The 18,234-nt window shown below is 63.6% G+C and carries 18 protein-coding genes and 1 pseudogene; 6 read left to right on the top strand and 13 right to left on the bottom strand.

Features of this window, described 5'->3' with window-relative positions:
• Nucleotides 1-66: 66 nt before the first annotated feature.
• From C8K66_RS12790 to C8K66_RS12780, 3 genes are read right to left on the bottom strand one after another with little or no spacing between them, the layout of a single operon-like run.
• Nucleotides 67-1,131, bottom strand: a complete 1,065-nt coding sequence (locus C8K66_RS12790; RefSeq protein WP_108525001.1) for a lipocalin-like domain-containing protein — start codon at nucleotides 1,129-1,131, stop codon at nucleotides 67-69.
• Nucleotides 1,121-3,583, bottom strand: a complete 2,463-nt coding sequence (locus C8K66_RS12785; RefSeq protein WP_108524999.1) for an FtsX-like permease family protein — start codon at nucleotides 3,581-3,583, stop codon at nucleotides 1,121-1,123. Before C8K66_RS12785 ends, C8K66_RS12790 begins: the two co-directional genes overlap by 11 nt.
• 1 nt (nucleotide 3,584) lies before the next feature.
• Nucleotides 3,585-4,253 (bottom strand): ABC transporter ATP-binding protein, encoded by a 669-nt coding sequence (locus C8K66_RS12780; RefSeq protein WP_057005614.1) that lies wholly within the window; start codon nucleotides 4,251-4,253, stop codon nucleotides 3,585-3,587.
• Between the two features lie 278 nt (nucleotides 4,254-4,531).
• Between C8K66_RS12780 and C8K66_RS12775 the strand changes: the two genes are divergently transcribed.
• The 3 genes from C8K66_RS12775 to C8K66_RS12765 all read left to right on the top strand — a co-directional run bounded on the left by C8K66_RS12775 (nucleotide 4,532) and on the right by C8K66_RS12765 (nucleotide 8,581).
• Nucleotides 4,532-5,212, top strand: coding sequence for an Ais protein (locus tag C8K66_RS12775; protein WP_057005615.1), 681 nt, complete (start codon nucleotides 4,532-4,534; stop codon nucleotides 5,210-5,212).
• Nucleotides 5,213-5,398: 186 nt separating this feature from the next.
• Nucleotides 5,399-7,054 (top strand): lipid IV(A) 4-amino-4-deoxy-L-arabinosyltransferase, encoded by a 1,656-nt coding sequence (gene arnT, locus C8K66_RS12770; RefSeq protein ID WP_108524997.1) that lies wholly within the window; start codon nucleotides 5,399-5,401, stop codon nucleotides 7,052-7,054.
• A gap of 9 nt (nucleotides 7,055-7,063) precedes the next feature.
• On the top strand, nucleotides 7,064-8,581 hold the full coding sequence (locus tag C8K66_RS12765) for a glycosyltransferase family 39 protein (protein WP_108524995.1): 1,518 nt from the start codon (nucleotides 7,064-7,066) through the stop codon (nucleotides 8,579-8,581).
• Between the two features lie 92 nt (nucleotides 8,582-8,673).
• Here the strand turns inward: C8K66_RS12765 and C8K66_RS12760 are convergent, their stop codons facing one another.
• The 9 genes from C8K66_RS12760 to C8K66_RS12720 form a co-directional block, all read right to left on the bottom strand.
• On the bottom strand, nucleotides 8,674-9,180 hold the full coding sequence (locus C8K66_RS12760; protein ID WP_079444284.1) for a hypothetical protein: 507 nt from the start codon (nucleotides 9,178-9,180) through the stop codon (nucleotides 8,674-8,676).
• Nucleotides 9,177-9,695, bottom strand: a complete 519-nt coding sequence (locus C8K66_RS12755) for a hypothetical protein (RefSeq protein ID WP_104902808.1) — start codon at nucleotides 9,693-9,695, stop codon at nucleotides 9,177-9,179. Before C8K66_RS12755 ends, C8K66_RS12760 begins: the two co-directional genes overlap by 4 nt.
• A complete protein-coding gene (locus C8K66_RS12750; RefSeq protein WP_227778682.1) occupies nucleotides 9,692-10,318 on the bottom strand; it encodes a hypothetical protein in 627 nt (208 codons plus the stop codon). Before C8K66_RS12750 ends, C8K66_RS12755 begins: the two co-directional genes overlap by 4 nt.
• 200 nt (nucleotides 10,319-10,518) lie before the next feature.
• Entirely contained in the window at nucleotides 10,519-11,451 is a 933-nt protein-coding gene (locus C8K66_RS12745) for a pyridoxamine 5'-phosphate oxidase family protein (RefSeq protein ID WP_108524993.1), read from the bottom strand.
• A gap of 79 nt (nucleotides 11,452-11,530) precedes the next feature.
• A complete protein-coding gene (locus tag C8K66_RS12740) occupies nucleotides 11,531-12,415 on the bottom strand; it encodes a LysR family transcriptional regulator (RefSeq protein ID WP_108524991.1) in 885 nt (294 codons plus the stop codon).
• Complete coding sequence (locus C8K66_RS12735) at nucleotides 12,415-13,335, bottom strand: LysR family transcriptional regulator (RefSeq protein WP_108524989.1); 921 nt, start codon at nucleotides 13,333-13,335, stop codon at nucleotides 12,415-12,417. The genes C8K66_RS12740 and C8K66_RS12735 overlap by 1 nt, the downstream gene beginning before the upstream one ends.
• An 18-nt stretch (nucleotides 13,336-13,353) precedes the next feature.
• Entirely contained in the window at nucleotides 13,354-13,986 is a 633-nt protein-coding gene (locus tag C8K66_RS12730) for a glutathione S-transferase family protein (protein WP_046382771.1), read from the bottom strand.
• Between the two features lie 132 nt (nucleotides 13,987-14,118).
• Nucleotides 14,119-14,910 (bottom strand): iron export ABC transporter permease subunit FetB, encoded by a 792-nt coding sequence (fetB, locus tag C8K66_RS12725; protein ID WP_017847549.1) that lies wholly within the window; start codon nucleotides 14,908-14,910, stop codon nucleotides 14,119-14,121.
• On the bottom strand, nucleotides 14,907-15,584 hold the full coding sequence (locus tag C8K66_RS12720; protein ID WP_046490630.1) for an ATP-binding cassette domain-containing protein: 678 nt from the start codon (nucleotides 15,582-15,584) through the stop codon (nucleotides 14,907-14,909). Before C8K66_RS12720 ends, fetB begins: the two co-directional genes overlap by 4 nt.
• Before the next feature lie 256 nt (nucleotides 15,585-15,840).
• Here C8K66_RS12720 and C8K66_RS12715 point away from each other — a divergent pair, with 256 nt between their 5' ends.
• The gene (locus C8K66_RS12715) at nucleotides 15,841-17,046 is read left to right on the top strand and encodes a DUF1835 domain-containing protein (protein ID WP_108524987.1); all 1,206 of its coding nucleotides are present in this window, start codon (nucleotides 15,841-15,843) and stop codon (nucleotides 17,044-17,046) included.
• A gap of 119 nt (nucleotides 17,047-17,165) precedes the next feature.
• On the opposite strand, the pseudogene C8K66_RS12710 reads toward C8K66_RS12715, so the two are convergent.
• Nucleotides 17,166-17,450: pseudogene (locus C8K66_RS12710) on the bottom strand (Hcp family type VI secretion system effector); the annotation flags it as partial.
• A 110-nt stretch (nucleotides 17,451-17,560) separates the two neighbouring features.
• Between C8K66_RS12710 and C8K66_RS12705 the strand changes: the two are divergent.
• Both C8K66_RS12705 and C8K66_RS31615 read left to right on the top strand, forming a co-directional pair.
• Nucleotides 17,561-17,920 (top strand): hypothetical protein, encoded by a 360-nt coding sequence (locus C8K66_RS12705; RefSeq protein WP_238587298.1) that lies wholly within the window; start codon nucleotides 17,561-17,563, stop codon nucleotides 17,918-17,920.
• Nucleotides 17,921-18,067: 147 nt separating this feature from the next.
• The coding region (locus C8K66_RS31615; protein WP_371928138.1) for a PAAR domain-containing protein at nucleotides 18,068-18,234 on the top strand (167 nt) is incomplete at its 3' end.

Below are 18,234 nucleotides of genomic sequence, written 5' to 3'. Positions count from 1 at the left end.
CGAGGGGGCTAAATCACATTTGGGAAGTTGCCTACGCAGAAGACGATAAGCACCTACAGAAAAGTGCTAATACCCGGTCATCTCCAGATACCCAACCCCGCCTTCAAACTGCACCGGTCCTTCCCAGTACGGAATATTCAGGTTCATCCAGGCCTTCGGGTTGACGGCATCGGTGGTGATATCCAGCTGCTTGCCGGGAATTTTCAGCGACCAGCGTGTGGGGATACGTCGCCCGTCGATGTCAGTGCTGGCCAGTGGCGTAAGTTGGATATCGGCGTTGTGCAGGGTTTGGGTATGGCCCTCGCGGTCGATCCAGGTGCCGGTGAGATAACCCGTGCCGTCCTTTTGCCTTACGCGAAACAGCATCAACTGCTCGCCACGGTCCAGGTGCAGGGAAAACCAGTCCCAGCCGGTCTGGCCGGCGGCCAGGGGTTGGCTGCTCCACTCGCGGTCGAGCCAGGCCGGGCCCGTGACCTGGTAGACCTTGCCGTCGAGGCTGACGCTGCCGTTGGCGGTGAAAAACGGCTGGCTGTAGTAGTACGAGGCCTGGCCTTGGTCGGACTTGCGGCTGTAGCCGTTGTCACCTTGCAGCACCAACGGGCGACTGGACGTCAGTTGCAAGTCGTAGGCGAATTGCGGACCGCTGGCCTTGAGCTGCATGTCCGCCAAAGGGCCGGCGGCGCCTGGGCGGGTGGCGAAGCTCCAGTCATCGATCCACGCGCTGAACGGCGCGGCCTGGGCCCCGGCCTGGCCGACGCCGCCACGGGCGTAGCGCTCGGCGGCGTAGTGCCGGGTGGCCGAGGTGACGGCGGCGTGGCCGAGCCAGATCGTTGAGTCGTGCCAGCCCGGTTGCGTCGGCCCGGCCTTGAGGGCATTGCGAAACAAGGTCCATTGCACGCCGAACACATGGCCCTGGGCGTCTTGCAGGTTGGCGGTGACGTACCACCACTCGATGCGAAAACCGGCGTGAGGGCCGTGGTCCTCGGGAAAAGCGAAGACCTTGCCGGGCACCACCTGGGCAAAATCCGCCGCATCACTGCCCAGGCCGGCGAAACTTTCCTCGGGGGCGGGGGCTTTGTCACAGCCGCTCACCAGCACCAGAGCGAGGCACAGCAGCGCCTTAATCTTCATGGGCAAACGTCCTCAACAAATCCGCCGGGCGACTGCGGTACAACTGCCACAGCGGCCACGCCGACGCCAGCAACGTGGCCAGCAACGCCAGCCCCAGCAGTTGCGCCAGCTGCCAGGGAAAAATATGCAACGGCAGGCGCCAGCCAAACGCCTGCACATTGATCACCGCATCCAGGCACCACGCCAACAGCAACCCCAAGGGCAACGCCAGCAGCAGCGTCAGCACCGCGAGCAGCCAGGTCTGTCCCAGGTTGAGCAGCATCAATTGTCGGCGCGTCACGCCCAATGCCCACAGCGGGGCGAGTTGGCCGAGGCGGCTTTGGCTCTGGGTCAGCAGGCTGATGAACAGCGCCACGCCCGCCACGCCCAGCGTCAGGCTGTTCAAGGCGGCGGTGGCGGCAAAGGTGCGTTCGAACACTTGGCTCGACCAGCCCTTGAGGGTCTGTTGGTCAACGATACGGCTGTCGTCCAGGGTGAACTCGCGCTGCACCTCATGCACCAGCGGCACCACGTTTTGCGGCAGTACGCGCAGGTTGAAGCGCGCCGGCGACAGCGTCGGCCAATGCGCCAACAGGTGCTGCGCATTGACCAGCACGTGGCCCTTGGGGTTGCCATAGTCGGCGTAGATCCCCACCACCTGGGGCGACCACACACCCTCGGGCGTGGGGATGTTGACGGCGTCGCCCACTCGCACATTCAAGCGCCGCGCCAGTTGCTCGCTGAGCATCAGCGTGTCACTGCGCAGCAACTGGTCCCACGGCGCGCTCGCAGCTTCCAGCAACGGCCAATGCTGGCGATAGGTCGGCGCGTCGACCACGCCAAACACATCCGCCGGCCAGCCCTGTAATTGCACGGCGACCTGCCAGGTGGGCAGCACCGCCTGCACCAGCGGTTGTTGCGTGAGCCAGGTATTCAACCGGTCGGCCTGGGCCGGGGTGCTTGGGTTGAGGTACAGCTCGGCGGTGAGGCGTTGTTCCAGCCAATTGCTGAAGGTCAGGCGAAAACCCGAGGTCATGGAACCCGCGCCGATGTTGGCCGCCAGCGCCAACAGCAACGCCATCAGCGCCAGGCTCAAGGCCGGCAACTGTTGGCGGCAGTCGGCGAGAAACCACTGCCCGAGCACCGAGCGGCTGCGTCCCAGCAGCGCTTTCAACAGCGCATTGAGCAGCACCGGCAGCCCCAACGCGGCACCGAGCAGCAAGGCCGCCATCAGCACAAATCCGGCAGCCAGGCTGTTACCCCACCATAGCGCCAACAGCGCGATCAGCAGCGCCGCACTCGCCACCCGGCCCTGACGCCGCAACCAGCGCCCATGGGCCTCATGCCAGGCCTGGGGGTTGGCCAGCGCCAGCAACGGCAAGCGCGCCGCGCGCCACACACTGCCGGCCCCGGCGAGCAACGCCCCGAGCAGGCTCAGGCCCAACCCGGCGAGCCACCACCACGGGCTGAGGCTCAACTGCCCCGGCACTTCAGCGCCGTACAGGCCGCGCAGGCTGGCGGCCACATCCGGCAGCAAGACACTGGCGAGCACATAGCCGCTGGCGACACCGAGCACACCGCCAAGCAGGGCCAGGGCGCCCAGTTCCATGCCCAGGCCGAGGAGCAACATCCGCCCGCTGACCCCGCAAGCACGCAAGGTGCGCAGCAGCCCGCGCCGCTGTTCCAGGGCCAGGCCGATGGCGGCATGGACGATAAACAGCCCGACCACAAAGGATAAAAAACCCAGCGCATCCAGGTTCAGGTGAAAGCTTTCGGTGAGGCGCGCGAGGTTATTGTCCTGCGCCTGTTTGAGTTGCAGTCCGGCCGGCGGCGTGGGATGGGTGGCGGCGAACGATGTGTCGAGCAACAACCGCGACAGGCGCCCCGGCATGTCCAGCAACGGTTGGGCAAAACCGATGTCGGTCAGCAACAGGCCGGGGGCCATGTCCGCTTGAACCTGCAACGGCGGCAAGGCTTGCCCGCTGGCCGTCAGCGGCCGTTCACCGGCCTGCAACCCCAGCGCCTGCAAGGTGTGTGGGGCGATCCAGGTGCGCCCCGGCGGGTCGAAGAACGCGACCATTTGCGCCTGGCTCAAGCGCTGCCCCGCCACCGCGCCGCTGCCGGGCAGCGACACCGGATCGATGCCCATCAATTGCAGGCGCCGGTCCTCATGCCCCTTGAGCTGCACCCGCCCTTGCACCACCGGCGACACCGGCCAGCCGGCGCGGCGCAACTGGGCAAACAGCGCCTGGGGGAAGCTGGCACCGTCGGGCATGCTGAGGCTGGCCTGGGGTTCGCCGCCGATCAACTGACTGGCTCGGGCGTAGCTGTCCCGCGCCTGGCTGTTGAGCGCTTGCACCCCGGTCAGCAGCGCGGTGGCCAGCCACAGCCCGGTCAGCACACTGAAAAACTGCACGGGGTGGCGCCGCCAGTGGCTGAGCAACGCGCGTAAAGTCCAATAGAGCACCGCCATCTCAGCCGACGTCCGCAGGCAGGACGTGGCCGCGGTGCAACACCACCTGCCGGTCGAGCCGTGCGGCAATGCGCGGGCTGTGAGTGACCATCAACAAGCTGGTGGGGGTGTCGCGCAACAGGTCCAGCAGCAGTTGCAGCACTTCATCGCTGGTGGCCTCATCCAGATTGCCCGTCGGTTCGTCCGCCAGCAGCAAGCCGGGTCGAGACGCCAGCGCCCGCCCCACCGCCACCCGTTGCTGCTGGCCGCCGGAGAGTTGTTCCGGGTAGCGCTTGAGCAGATCCCCCAGGCCCAGACGCTCGACCAACTGCGCTTGCCAGTGCGGATCAAAGCGCCCCGCCAGGCGCGCCTGGAACGCCAGGTTGTCGTCGACGCGCAAGCTGCCGATCAGGTTGAACTGCTGGAACACCAGGCCGATCTCAGTGCGCCGCCAATCGGCCAACTGCCGCTCGCTCATCTGATCCAGACGCTGCTCACCCACGCGGATACTGCCGCCGTCGACACGATCCAAGCCGGCCACCAGGTGCAGCAGCGTGCTTTTCCCGCTGCCGGACTCGCCCATCAGCGCCAGGCTGCCACCCTCCGCCAAGTGCAGATCAACCCCGGCCAATACCGTCAGCGGGCCCTGCGCAGTGACGTAGCATTTATGGACACCTTGCACCTGCAACATGGGAACGCTCGCTCGCCAATGGACTGCAATCGAGGATAACGGCTGACCGCCCTCGCCACGCAAATTTTTCACATACATTTCACCGGTTACCTACCGACCACCGAATAAAGTGCCGAACAAGCGCCAATAACGCTCAACTTATTAGTTGTCGGCACACATAACTTTTAACGCTCCAGTTTTCAGCAAAAAGACAGCAACCGTATGACAGGCTCTTGCTCCACTACGGGCACAGTCAAACGGTTGTGCCTGACTAATAAAAAGCTGCCTGACATCCCACGGTGAATAGTGTGGTTAACCTGACCCTGACCAAACCGCGTTCGTATCAAGCTCGGGCAAAACGCCTGAAAAAACTCTGGCTGGGCACGGCAGCGCTCGCCCTGTGCGGCACATTGCTGGCAGGTTTGCTGGCCTGGCCTGTATCGCCACCGGACCTGAGTACGGCCAATCGCCTGCTGACGTCAGGCCTGCTGGCCAATTGGCGCGACGGCAATCTGGTGGTGCTGGTCCGCCATGAAGAACGCTGCGACCGTTCCTCCAATCCTTGCTTCGGCCCCGCCGATGGCCTGACGATCAAAGGCACCCAACAGGCCGTCGAAATCGGCAAAGCCTTCAAAATACTGGGCATGGAGGGTACAGACGTGTTCAGCAGCCCGACCACCCGCACTGCCCAGACCTCGCTGTTCATGTTTGGCAAGACCGAACTGTCGCCAAGCCAGCTATCGATCTGCGGCGATGCCATGGGTGAGGAAATCCTCAGCCACAAGCAACCCGGGCACAACTTTATGCTGATTACCCACAGCGCCTGCATCAGCGACATCGAACGGGACCTCGGCTATCCTCACGCCAAATCCACCGAATACGGCAGCGCGTTATTCGTCAAGGTGCTGGGCAACGGCAAGCTCAAGGCCGTGGGCATTATAAACAGCGAAGACTGGCCAGAGGCGCTCAAGCAACTTTAGACACTTTTACCTACACAAGAGGCAGATGTTCAGCCAAACGACAGCCAACTTCTGGCATGTTTAACTGCGCCTGTTAGTTAAGGACGTCATGAATACTTTCAGCCCATTAGTGAACACTGTGACATTTTATCGCACTATTTCCTTACATCCTTTTCCTACACTTAAACGTCAAGGAGCGACGTTCGCATGACCCGATTCAAACCCCTTCCCTTACTGCTACTGGCCTTCGTCGCGTTTTATCTCCTGCCCCTGGGCCTGCACGGTCTATGGATACCCGATGAAACCCGCTACGCCCAGATCAGCCAGGAAATGCTCATGAGCGGCAATTGGACCGCACCGCATTTCATGGGCGTGCGTTATTTTGAAAAACCCGCCGCCGGCTACTGGCTGATCGCCCTCGGTCAGGCGGTGTTCGGCCAGAACCTGTTCGGTGTGCGGATCGCCTCGGCGTTGACCAGCGGCCTGAGCGTGCTGCTGGCCTACCTGATCGCCCGCCGCCTGTGGAACGACCCGCGCAAAAGCTTCGCCTGCGCCCTGCTCTACTTGAGCTTCGGCCTGGTGGCGGGGCAAGCCGGCTACTCCAATCTTGATCCGCAGTTCACCTTCTGGGTCAACCTCAGCCTGGTGGCGCTGTGGTTTGCCCTCGACAGCCGTACCCCGCGAGCCCGACTCGGCGCTTGGGCCTTGCTGGGGCTGGCCTGCGCGATGGGCTTCATGACCAAGGGCTTCCTCGCGTGGCTGCTGCCGGTGCTGATCGCGGTGCCTTATATGCTCTGGCAGCGGCGCCTGGGTGAGTTGCTGCGGTACGGCCCGCTGGCGATCGTCGTGGCAGTCCTGGTGTGCCTGCCGTGGGTGTGGGCGATCCATGTGCAGGAGCCTGACTACTGGAATTTCTTCTTCTGGCACGAGCACATCCGCCGTTTTGCTTCGGGCACTGCACAACATGCGCGGCCGTGGTGGTTCTTCCTGCCGATCATGGTCGTCGCGTGCCTGCCCTGGGCGGGGTTGCTACCAACCACACTGCACAAGACCTGGAAAGAAAAGCGCCAACCGGCGACGGCCTTTCTCGCCCTGTGGATGCTGCTGCCGCTGGGCTTCTTCAGCCTGAGCAGCGGCAAGCTGCCGACCTACATCATGCCGTGCCTGTTACCGCTGGCGTTGTTGATGGGGCATGCCTTGATCGATGTGATGCAGCAGGGCAAAACCCGCGCGATCTGCATCAACGGCCTGCTCAACTTCGTGCTCGGCATGGCCGCGATGGTGACGTTGATCTATCTGCAGATCGGCGACCCGCTGTACGGCAACAGCCACGCGGAGATGTTCAGCCTGTCGTTGACCTTCATTGTGCTGCTGGGCTGGGTGCTGACCAACCTGCTGCAAGCCTTTCGCCCGCTGACACTCTGGGCGACGCCGGTCCTGGGCATCGGCTTGCTGGTACTACTCCTGCCAGCGGGTATGCCGGCGCGGATATCGAATAACGAAATGCCCGATCAGTTCGTGCTTGAACACCTGGATGAACTGCAGCAAACCCAAGCACTGCTGAGCAACGAGTTAGGCTCGGCATCGGCGCTGGCGTGGCGCCTGAACCGGTCGGATGTCGCGTTTTATGACACCGAAGGCGAGCTGCAATATGGCCTGCAATACCCAGATACCGTACAGCGCAAGGTCGGGCTGGATGACGTCCAGTCGTGGCTGGCCGAAGCCCGCCGCCAAGGCGCGGTCGGGGTGCTGATGCGCGTCAGGAGCACCAGCGAACACCTTGAGGAAGGGCAACTGCCACCCGGCGGCAAGCGCTATCGCAAGGGCGACCTGGTGCTCACTATTTATCCAAAACTCCCCTAGGAACCGTCCATGAGTGTCTGGAAAACCGAACGTGGCGCCCTGCTGCTATTGCTGGGCGTGTCGGCCCTGCTCCTGCTGCTGGGCCTGGGCAGTCGCGACCTGTGGGGGCCCGAAACCCGTTGGGCGAACATCGTCGTGCAGATGCTGCAAAGCGGTGACTACTTCGATCCCTACCTCAAAGGCACGCCGTATTACGATAAGCCTTTGCCCTCCTACTGGCTGATCAGCGGGTTCGCCAACCTGATGGGCGGCCTGGGGCCGTGGTCGCTGCGCCTGTCGTCGGTGATTGCCGCATGGTTGAGCATCTGGCTGGTGTACCTGATCGGCGAGCGCCTGTTTCGCAAAGGCACCGGGCTGATTGCCGGGTGGATGCTCGCCACCACCTTCTACTTCCTGTTCTGGGCGCGCGTGGCCACGGCGGATGTGCTCACGGTGTGCGGTGTGCTGGCGGCGGTGTGGTGGTACTGGCGCGGGCCGGATGACACACGGCTGTGGCGCTACACGGTGTTTTTCCTGCTGTTGGCCGCGACCTCGCTGTTCAAGGGCTTGATCGGTTTTGTGCTGCCGGGCCTGGTGCTGCTGCCGCACCTGCTCAGCGAGCATCGCTACAAACGTCACCTCAACCCGCGCCTGGTGCTGGCCCTGCTGATTGCCGCCGGGTTCTATGCCATCCCCTTCGTGCTGTCGCACCTCTACGGAGCGCCGACCTACGGCGAAAGCGGCCTGGCCCTGGTATTCCGCGAAAACGTCGTGCGTTTCTTCGACCCCTTCGACCATATGGGGCCGATCTACACCTATCTGATCTACCTGCCCGCCTACACCCTGCCCTGGGCACCGTGCTGGTTGCTCGGCCTGTGGCTGGCCGTGCGGCATTGGCGCCAGACCCCGCCCAACGTGCGCTGGCTGGTATGGGGCCTGGGCCTGCTGTTCGTGTTCTTCACCGCCAGCGGCAGCCGCCGCAGTTACTACGTGCTGCCGCTGGTCCCGTTCGCCCAGTTGCTGGGAGCCTGGTGGCTGAGCGAACGGCTGGCGAAAAAAACCGCCAGCTGGCCGCGCTGGCAGAAAGGCTTTGGCATTGCCGCCGCACTGATGCTGCTGGTGCTCGGCGTGGTGTACCCGTGGACCAACGGCAACGGCGGCGTGACGCGTTTCGTCGAGGACGTGCAAGCTCAAGCCGAGAAGACCGCGCCATGGAACCAATGGCAAATGGTGCTGGTGGAAGTCGACAACAAACTGCCGATGTACCTGCAAAACGGCGGTCAGCCGTTCTACTACGTCGCCGAAACCCAGGACTTCCCCCGCCAGGGCGACAGCGCTGCGTTCATGACCTGGCTGGAACACACCAGCGGCCGCCGCTTCGATCCGCAACACACGATTATCATCGCGCAGTACTCCAAGGACGATCCCACGCCCCTGGCCTACCTGGGCGCGGATCATCAGGTGATCACCACCCAGCCTGACAATGGCGAGCGGCTGTTTCACCAGCGTGCGGGGGGGAGTGTGGCGTTTATCCCGATGTCGCGCTGACCTGCCCGCCCCTGGCGCTCGACGACAGCCAAAGCCACACGCTGTTGGCGCCGCAGGGGTTGCCGCTGCGGCGCCGAACATCCCTCACCGGCTCACTGATAGGGAATCAAGCGATCGCGGTCCAGGTCTCGCATCAGGTCGCCGAGCATTTCACTCTCGCTGCGCGGTTCGGTCATGGGGATGTACCAAGTCGTGGCCGTCCAGCCGCCACGCTTGTAGGCATAGGTTTTCAGCAGTTGACCGTCCTTGAACACCGAGCCATGCAATTGCCGCTCGTAGGTGTAGGGCACTGGCACGGTCAGCAGCGTCAGAGCGCCGAGTACTGCGGGGAGCACTCCGGCCCCTTTACCGCCACTCTGGTCGACCAACAGGCTGTAGCCGGTCTTGCTGAAACCACCGTCGAGAAAACTGAAGGCGCCTGTATCACGCAGCAACTGGATGACTTCGCGCTGCTTTTGCTGATCGAACCGGGATTCGGGCGGCGGCATGGTGACGCTCATCGGCACATAGGCGCGCTGGGCTTTGTAGTCCAGGGGTTTGAGGGCGGTGCCGCAGCCGCCGAGCAACAGCACGGCAGCCATTAAGGTGATCCTGATCATTGCGTGTGCTCCACAGGCAGTAGGCCATCACGTTGTACATCCTGGGCAAAGGCGCGGGTGATACGGTTTACGTTCTCTTGCTGCATCCCGCCGCTGCCATCGAGCAGCCAAGTGTATTTGTGGGTCACGTTGCGATAGCTGTATTGCTTCAACAGCTTTCCATTCTGTTGCAGGGAAAACTCGGTGGTGGTGTCGATACTCTGGGACAAGGGCAGCAGAAACAGCGTCGCCGTACTCAGCAGAATTACCGGGAAAGGTGGCAACTCGCGCTGGCTATTGAAGCGGATCAACACCGAATAATCCCCTTCCTTGCCTTGGCCGGTTTCGACACTGCGAAACACTCCGGTTTCGCGTAACTGGTTACGGATTTGCGCGGCATTCAGCGGGTCGTCGACCATGACATGGATCGGCTTGAGGTAGTCCTGACCGTCGGGCAACGCGCGCTCGGGCAGGGTATTGGTGGCCGCACAGCCAGTCAGCAGCGCCAGGACGCCCAGGGTAATAACGCGGTTCATGGACGCATCTCTTGAGGGGTGTTCTGGCCCGCAGCGGTAGACGGCGGCGCGATGATATGCGGGGCGGCGCTGCGATAATCCAGCGGTATCAACTCCAGCGCCGGCAAGCGCGGAACCGATTGTCGCGCGATCGGTTCATCGCGACCTTGCTGGTCGCGCCAACGGAAGGCGCACAGGGATGCCCCCAGGCACAGCGAGCGAAATTCACCGAGGTAATAGGCCTTGCCGGCTTGCAGGCGCATCGGCAGGTTGAACTTCTCCCGAGCCTGGACCGAGGTGTAAGTGGTGCCCAGGGTGGGTGAATAGGTGCTGGAGAAGAACTGGAAATCATAAAACTCATAATCTCCCGGTTTGAGCGGCAGCACGAACACACTGGCGACGCCGGTCTGGTCCTTCACATCCTGAGGCGTTTCCCGCCCGACACCGACCCATATACCCGCGGCCCCGAAGGCGGAGCCACGCTTGCGAAACAACAGGCGCTGGTTGGGTGCGGGAGACGCCTTGAGGTTCTGCGGGCCGATGGAGCCCACAAGATAAGCCACCGGTTCTTCGGGGCCGGGTTGCAGCGGCTGACTGACCAGCGACGCGGGCTGGGTACCGCAGCCCGCCAAGGCTGCAGCCATTAAGAGCAAGGCCAAAGGCCTGGAAAAGCAAAACATGTCGAATCCTGAACGCGGGCAAAAAGGGAGCTGCAGACGCCACAGGAAAGACATGCAATGAGCCATCCTGGCGCTGCGCCTCGCGTCACTGCGAGGGGGGCGAATGGTACGGGACGGATGAGGGTTTGACCACCCGCTCACCCCCCAGGCTTTCCAGCGCAGCCCTACCAACGCCCCGTCGCCAAGCTGTACGGCGAAAACTCCGCAAACCGCCACCTCAACGCCAACGCCGCCGGGCGGCGGACCACCTGTTCCACCGTGACCGTCCACAACCGCTGCGCGCCCTCGAACCGCGCCACCTCGGGGCCGTTGAGGATCAACGAAGTGTGCCCGGCCAGGTGCATCACGTCGCCCGATGCAAAGTCGATGAACAACAACCCCGCCACCGGGTTGGCGTGCAGGTTGCCCAGGGTGTTGAAGAACAGGTTGCCGGCAAAGTCGGGGATGGTCAGCACGTCGCCCTCCACGCGCACGAAGCCGCGGTTGCCGCCGCGATGGGAGACGTCCACCGAGCGTTCGCCGTCGATGTCCACATAGCTGGCGACGAAGAACGTGTCGGCGTTGCGGATCATTACGCGCGCGGCGTCATCCAGGCGGCTGCTGCGCTCGGCCACGCCCCCGGGTTGGCGGGCGATCCCATCGACAGGGCGCAGTTGGATGTATTTGGGGCAATTGCCGAAGGACTGAACCACATCGACCGCAAACCCCTCGGCATCCAGCGCGCCGACCCGGCCATTCAGGCGATTGCGGCGGCGCGTGTCGAGGTCGATGCCGAGCAAGCCGACGGCGGCCCCTGGCTGCAGGGCCGAGCGCGCCGGGTCGCCGCTGCCGGGCAGGCTGTCGATCTGCAAGGTGTGCGGGTCGGGTGAATGGGCAAACCCCGGCGCGCCTTCGATCATCGTCGCCCAGGGCATGCCGTGCGCGTCCACCACGCCGAGCATCAGGTACGGCAACAGCGGATAGAACCCCCGGTGTTGCTCGGGCAGATGATCGCGGATCACCTTGGCGCCAATCATGTCCATACGCTCGGCGGCGCCGGCGCTGGCTTGCATCTGCCGTTCGCCGGCGTGCCAGGGGGAGTGTTCGATCAGGTTCATGGCGATCACCTCGTGTCAGATAGCCAGATGCTGCGCCCCGCCACGCGGCGAGAGAATACCCACGTTCGGCAATCGAGCATTACGCCAACTGAAATGCCGGATGCTCGCGCAACGCCGCCACGCAGTGATCGACAAAACTGCGCACGCGCATCGGCGCCTGGCGGCCTTCGCGGTAGACCACGTTGACCGGCAACGGCGCCAGCTCGTGGGCGGGCAGGACCCGGCGCAATTGCGCGCTGACCAGGTGCTCGTGAACCGGGTAGCTCAGGCACCGGATGATCCCCGCGCCATGCACGGCCGCATTGATCGCACCTTGCACCGAGGTGCAGCGCAGGCGTGTACGCGCCTTGAGGTGGGTATGGGGGAAATCCCAGTGAACCTGATCGGCGCTGGCGATCAGGCGATGCTGCTTGAGGTCGTGCGGGTGCGCGGGTTCGCCGTGGGCCGCAAGGTAATCGGGGCTGGCGCAGAGGACCTGCCGCACCTGGCCGACTGGCCGCGCGATCAGCGACGAGTTGGGCAGCGCACCGACCAGGATCGCCACGTCCAGCCCCTCTTCGTGCAGGTTCGGGTAATAGTCGTGGTAGCGGGCTGTCAGGTAAACATCGGGATGGCGATCCATATAACCGGCCAGGATCGGCGCCATCACATACCGGCTGAACAGAAACGGCAGGAACACCCGCAGATTGCCCTGGGCCTGCACATGCGAGCCGTTGGCCGAGGCTTCAGCGGCGTCCACGGCCGCCAGCAGGCGGACACAGTCGGCGAGGTAGGCTCGACCGGCTTCGGTGAGGCGGACACCCCGCGTACTGCGTTGCAGCAACGCCACCTGCAGACGTGCTTCCAAACGCGCCAACGCGCGCACCAGCGTCGCGCCGGACACCTGGGCGCTGCGCGCCGCCGCCGCCAGGCTCGGTTGCCCGGCCAGCGCCGCAAACAGCTGCATATCGCGATAGCGCTCCATCAGTTCGGCCGCTGCGACGCTGGGTTCAGGCCACGGTCCTGCGCGAAATGCTGGGTGAGGAAGTCGACGAAGGTCTGCACCTTCGCCGGTACGCGGGCGCCCTTCTGGAACACCACCTGGATCGGCAGCGGCGCGGGCTCGAACGCGTCGAGGACAATCTCCAGTTCACCGGCCGCCACCGCCGCCGCCACCTGATAGGACAGCACCCGGGTCATGCCCCAGCCGATGCGCGCCAGGTTGATCGCGGCGTTGTTCGCCGTGACCACCAGGCGCGGCTCGATGGGCACCGTCAGTTCCTGCTCGCCGTCGACGAATTGCCATGCGCTGATCAATTGGCTGGCCGACGACGTAGCGATTTTGGCTTCACGCAACTGCGTGGGATGTTGCGGCCGCCCGTGCCGGTCGAGATAGCCGGGCGACGCACACACCACCCGCCGCACTTCACCGACCTGGATCGCCTGTTGCCCCGGCTCCTGCAGATGGCCGATACGCACGGCCACGTCGACACCTTCGTCGATCATGTTCACCACGCGATCGACCAGCAAAGCGTTGATGTTCACCAGAGGAAAACGATCGAGGTACGCCCCCAGCAACGGCGCCACATACAGCTCGCCAAACAGCACCGGGGCGGTCACGGTCAGTTGGCCGCAGGGGATGGAATAACTGCCCGCCGCCGCTTCCTCGGCTTCATTCAGCTCGGCGAGGATGCGTCGACAATCTTCCAGGTAGCGCTGGCCGGCTTCGGTCAGGTGCAGGCTGCGAGTGGTGCGCGCCAGCAGTTGGGTGCCGATGCGCTGTTCCATCGCGGCAATCGCCCGGGTCACGCTGGGCGGCGAGGTTTTCAGGCGGCGTGCGGCGGCGGCGAAGCTCTCCTCCTCGGCCACCGCGAGGAACACCTGCATTTCATGAAAGCGGTCCATCGGTGTCCCTCTTGAAGGTTACTGTGATTGCAGGCCCACCGCCGTGCGTGGCATGCCGACAAACCCCGGCAAGGCTTCGATACTGGCCAGCCAGGCGCGTACTTGAGGGTAGTCGGCCAGCGACACATTGCCTTCCGGCGCGTGAGCCACGTAGGTGTAGAAGGCAATGTCGGCAATGCTCGGCTGCTCACCGACCAGGAAGCGGCTTCGGCCCAGCTGCTGCTCTACCAATTGCAACAAGGCGTGGGAGCGGCTGATGGCGGCGACGGTATCGACATCCGCGCCAAACACCACCGCCAGCCGCGCGGTCGCCGGCCCGGCGTGGAGCTGACCGGCGGCGGCCGACAGCCAGCGCTGCACACGCGCCTGCCCCAGCGGGTCGCTCGGCAGCCATTGGCCGTTGCCGTACTTGCTCGCCAGGTACAGCAGAATCGCGTTGGAATCGGCGAGTACGGTGCCGTTGTCATCGATCGCCGGCACCTGGCCGAACGGGTTGATCGTGTCGACGAATTCAGCGGTTTTGTGCGCGCCTTGCTTGAGGTCGACCAGGATGAATTCGCTGGGCAGGCTCAACAGCGACAGCATCAGCTCGACCCGGTGGGAATGGCCGGACAGGGGGAAACCATAGAGTTTGATCGCAGGCTGGGACATGAAAGGCTCCAAAGAAGTGGGGGTCTTGACGCCAGGCATGTTCCGCCGTGGCGCCTATCGATGGAATCACCAGGATTTACAATCGAGCATTTCACGCGGTGAAACAATCACCGACAGTCCATCGCCTGGCCGTCAGCGCTCTTGCAGCCGATCGCGCAAAAACCGATGGCTCCTGGAAAACAGGCGCCGGTAGGTGAGCAGCACCGCGCCGACCGTGCCCAACGCCGACGAAGCGGCGATCAGAAACATGATCACGATCTGGTAGCGCACCGCATCCACCGGGCTCTCGCCCGCCAGCACCTGGCCGGTCATCATGCCCGGCAGGCTGACGATGCCGACCACGGCCATCTGGTTCAGCGTCGGGATCATCCCGGCGCGCACCGCCTGGCGGATCGCTTCCTGCGCCGCTTCCCAGCGTGAGCCGCCGAGGGCGAGGATCATCTCGATGGTGTTGCGGCCCGAGGTCAGTTCCTGGGTCATGCGCTCGATGCCCAGGGACACGCCGGTCAGGGTATTGCCGAGGATCATGCCGAGGATCGGGATCGCGTACTGCGGCTCGTACCATGGGTGGATGCGAATCACCGCAAACAAGCCCACCGCCGTGACCAGCCACGAACTACCCCACACCGAGACGATGCTGTCGATCCGTTGCCCACGGTAAGTGCGCCGCCCGCGCCCCGCCGCCGACAGGCCGGCAATCAGGGTCATCGCGCACATCAGCGGCAGCACCACGTACCAATAGGCGAACGCGAACACCCAGCCCAGCAGGTAACCGATCGCCAGCAGTTGCACCACGGTACGCACGGCAGCCCACAGCAACTGGCGCTCCAGGCCCAGGCGCAAGGCCAGCGACAGCGCGCCGTTGATCAGGATCAGCGCGGCGGCGATGGCCATGTCCAGCGCGGTCAGGTTCTGGTAGTTCATGCTTGGGTGGCTCCGCTCAGCACACCGGCGCTCATGTGCAGGTGGATGTCACTCATGCGTTGGGCCTGTTCCAAGTCGTGGGACACCCAGACATACGCGCGGGTCGGGTCATCGGCGAACCAGGCATCGATCAGCGCTTCGACATCACGCGAGGACGCGGGGTCGAGGGCGGCGGTGGGTTCATCCAGCAACAGCACCTCGGGGTTGAGCTGCAGGGTGCGGATCAACGCCACCACCTGGGACTCGCCGCCCGACAGGTCACTGGCATTTTTTGCCAGGAAGTCCGGCGACTTGCCGGCATGCTGCAGCAGCGCGGTGACGGTCGCCAGCTCGAAATGACGTTTACGCAGGCTCTTGAGGCTGAACGGGAAACGCAGGTTGTCCAGCACGGTGCCGTCGATCAGCGCCGGGCGTTGGGACAGGTAGCAGATGCGGCTGCGGTACTCGGGAATGTCTGCGTTAGCGATCGGCCGATGATTCCACAGGACCTGCCCCGATGTGGGCGCGTCCAGCAACGCCAGTGCGCGCAGGAACACGCTCTTGCCGGAACCGGACGCGCCGGTGATCGACACGCGGTCGGCGCGGTGCAGAGCGAAGTCAGTGGGCTGGAGCAAGACCGCCTGGCGACGCTCATCCCGGCGCGCCAGGGCGCGGGTTTCGATCAGTGCGCTCATGGACGCGAGGCTCCTCATGTTTCGGTCAGGCGCAATGGTGAAGCAGGCGGGCAGGCTTTTCATAGCAAAAGTTCAAGCGATGGCGACCGGTCCCGTGGCGGGCGCCTTGCAATCACCCCCTGCCCTGCCTATATTTGCCGCCTGGCGCTCTCTACGCCACCTTCCGCGGAAAGGGCTGCGCCCAAGACAGTGAAGCACTCAATCATTTCTACGACTCCCAACCTTAAAGCGGAAAAGGTGTGTGCAAGGAGCTCGTATGTCGCAACGCCGCGTATCCTCGACCACTGATGGCCGTCTCAACCTTGAGCAGCAGCGCAAGCGCGCCAAGGAACTGTTGCCGCGCCTGAAAAGCGAAAACCCCGACGCCACCTTGTCCCAGGCGCAATGGCAGATCGCCAAGCAGCTGGGTTTCAGCAGTTGGCCGCAGCTCAAGGCCCATGTCGACGCCATCGACTTCGCCGCCCGCCATCCCGATTTCGCCGCCAGCGATGAAGCCCGCACCAGCCATTGGCGCTGTGGCAACGACATTGCCCACAGCCTGCAATTGGCGGGGTTCAAGGGGCACTTCCAGATGCTCACCGACCCGCTGTGCATGGGCCCGGTTCGCGACCTGCCCCGCGAGGCATTCCGCGCCATGCGCAGCACGTTCATCAGTCACGCCTTTGCCCTGGGCGAAGCGGATGTGGCGCGCCGTGTCGCCGACGAATACAACCAACTGGAAACCTTGGCCAGCGCCGAACACAGCGTGCTGTGGTGCGAGGCGGATGCGTATGACCAACTGTTCCTGATCCGCGCCCTGGCCGCTCTTGACCAGGCACCGCGCAAGCTGGAGCTGATCGAGGTGGACCGCATCCCGGGGGTAGAACGGTTTATCGGCATTGGCCAATTGGCCCCCGACGTACTGGCGTGGTTATGGCCGCAGCGGCGCCTGATCGACGACGAGGCGGTGCAGTTGGCCAAACAGGCGTGGTCGGCGTATTGCGCCAGTTCCCCGGTGCAGTGGGCGGAACTGGCCCACGGGACGCACACGGCGCTGCCCTTTCTTGCACGCGCTTTACTGCGCCAGTTGCAGGAGTTGCCCGGCAGTCAGGATGGCTTGTCACTGACCGAACGCCTGTCCCTGGCCTACATCGCCGAAGCGGGGCCGGTAGCGTTCGGGCGCGTGTATGCCGAGTTGATGGCCAAGCGCGAACCGCTGCCGTTCCTCGGCGACATGATGTTCCATGCACTGCTGCGGCCGTTGATCGACGGCGAGCATCCTTTGTTGACGGAAACCGAGGCCCATCTTGAATGGCCCCGGCGGATGCTGGCGCTGACAGCGCTGGGGCACACCGTGCTGGGCGGCGATGCTTATTGGCTGGACCACGCCAGCCATGAACGCTGGGTCGGCGGTGTTTGCCTGAGGCCCGGCCAATCGCATTGGGCCCTTGATGAACAGCTGTCGCCGGTATGGCGGCCTTGATTCGTGGAGGGGATTTCGTCCGGGCCGGACACAGTATCTGTGAGGCACAGTGCAAGGCGGTCGTGCCTTGTGTGAGCTGAAGCAGCGGGTATTGCTGTTGCAGAAGTGACGGCGAAGGCTCAGACCTTAACATTCTGCCGGATATTCCAGCCGAACTTCACTGGCCCACCGTCCTTGGCGCCGTCGGCCTTTTGCGGCTGGTAGCTGACGTCGACGCTGGCGAAGTTCAAGGCGATGCTGTCGTAGAGCGCCTCATCCTTACTTTCAGCAGCGGTGCCGTAGGACACCACCATGACTTCCTTCAGGGTGATCACCAGATACTCCACTGGGCTGGAACCGCCCGCCTTGCGCACTACCAGTCTTGCTTCGGGATAATGCTTGCCGGTCGCGCAGGCCATCATCAGCAGGCATCTTTATTGAAAACCATTGGGAATTCATCAAGCGGTACATGCCAGTAATCGGAGCAGACATTCTTGTCGCATGCACCTCAATAGGATTGACGGCGATCCTGACAATGCTCACCTATCTCTCGACGTCCCCCATTGGTTTTGCTACCAAGACATCATTTTTCGGCGCTACGGGGCTTGGTGCAGTATTTGCCCTTGCCAAATACGAAGTGTTATACGGACGCATCCACTGGGTCTGGCTGAACATGGCGATATACCTCATCTGCCTGCTGGTATCACTTCCCGCAATCGCCTACCGCCCCAACGCTTATCTCTACTCCATGGCCCTCCTCAGCCCCCTGATCGGCCTACTGATCCTCAACAGCAAGCGCTGCCGCGAACTGCGCCACAAGATGCTAGAAATCCGCCACAAGCGCGAAGCCATCATCGCCACCCTGAAAAAACAAGGCCGCTGGAAATGGTGGTAACCCGCGCGGTTGCTGACACCCCCGACTTTCGGCCTCACCAACCCGATAACCGAAGCAACCTACATCCGGCTCGGAAGCATCTGACTTCTCGCCCTCGCCTGCCATGCCTAGCCTGCTGGTCCCGCCCACAATAAGGACACCGCTGGCATGCGGCGCTATTTCATTACCCGAGGAGCCAAGACCACCGCTGGCGGGACCGTCGTCGGCGGTTTGACGGGCTTTCGCATCACCCAAGTGGACATCGCCCTTGAAGGTCATGAGGTGCGTTGCCCGATGTGCAAAACCACCGGAGTCATAGTCTGTGTTGGCCCGCG

Origin of the sequence: Pseudomonas sp. GV105, from assembly GCF_003058185.1 — a bacterium.
Taxonomy (GTDB): domain Bacteria; phylum Pseudomonadota; class Gammaproteobacteria; order Pseudomonadales; family Pseudomonadaceae; genus Aquipseudomonas; species Aquipseudomonas veronii.
Note: the sequence above shows the minus strand (reverse complement) of the source record. Positions and strands in the feature narration are given on the sequence as shown.

Coding starts and splice junctions, on each gene's coding strand:
- C8K66_RS12790 (WP_108525001.1), bottom strand. CDS start 1,131: ATGAAGATTAAGGCGCTGCTGTGCCTCGCTCTGGTGCTGGTGAGCGGC.
- C8K66_RS12785 (WP_108524999.1), bottom strand. CDS start 3,583: ATGGCGGTGCTCTATTGGACTTTACGCGCGTTGCTCAGCCACTGGCGG.
- C8K66_RS12780 (WP_057005614.1), bottom strand. CDS start 4,253: ATGTTGCAGGTGCAAGGTGTCCATAAATGCTACGTCACTGCGCAGGGC.
- arnT (WP_108524997.1), top strand. CDS start 5,399: ATGACCCGATTCAAACCCCTTCCCTTACTGCTACTGGCCTTCGTCGCG.
- C8K66_RS12765 (WP_108524995.1), top strand. CDS start 7,064: ATGAGTGTCTGGAAAACCGAACGTGGCGCCCTGCTGCTATTGCTGGGC.
- C8K66_RS12760 (WP_079444284.1), bottom strand. CDS start 9,180: ATGATCAGGATCACCTTAATGGCTGCCGTGCTGTTGCTCGGCGGCTGC.
- C8K66_RS12755 (WP_104902808.1), bottom strand. CDS start 9,695: ATGAACCGCGTTATTACCCTGGGCGTCCTGGCGCTGCTGACTGGCTGT.
- C8K66_RS12750 (WP_227778682.1), bottom strand. CDS start 10,318: ATGGCTGCAGCCTTGGCGGGCTGCGGTACCCAGCCCGCGTCGCTGGTC.
- C8K66_RS12745 (WP_108524993.1), bottom strand. CDS start 11,451: ATGAACCTGATCGAACACTCCCCCTGGCACGCCGGCGAACGGCAGATG.
- C8K66_RS12740 (WP_108524991.1), bottom strand. CDS start 12,415: ATGGAGCGCTATCGCGATATGCAGCTGTTTGCGGCGCTGGCCGGGCAA.
- C8K66_RS12735 (WP_108524989.1), bottom strand. CDS start 13,335: ATGGACCGCTTTCATGAAATGCAGGTGTTCCTCGCGGTGGCCGAGGAG.
- C8K66_RS12730 (WP_046382771.1), bottom strand. CDS start 13,986: ATGTCCCAGCCTGCGATCAAACTCTATGGTTTCCCCCTGTCCGGCCAT.
- fetB (WP_017847549.1), bottom strand. CDS start 14,910: ATGAACTACCAGAACCTGACCGCGCTGGACATGGCCATCGCCGCCGCG.
- C8K66_RS12720 (WP_046490630.1), bottom strand. CDS start 15,584: ATGAGCGCACTGATCGAAACCCGCGCCCTGGCGCGCCGGGATGAGCGT.
- C8K66_RS12715 (WP_108524987.1), top strand. CDS start 15,841: ATGTCGCAACGCCGCGTATCCTCGACCACTGATGGCCGTCTCAACCTT.
- C8K66_RS12705 (WP_238587298.1), top strand. CDS start 17,561: ATGCTCACCTATCTCTCGACGTCCCCCATTGGTTTTGCTACCAAGACA.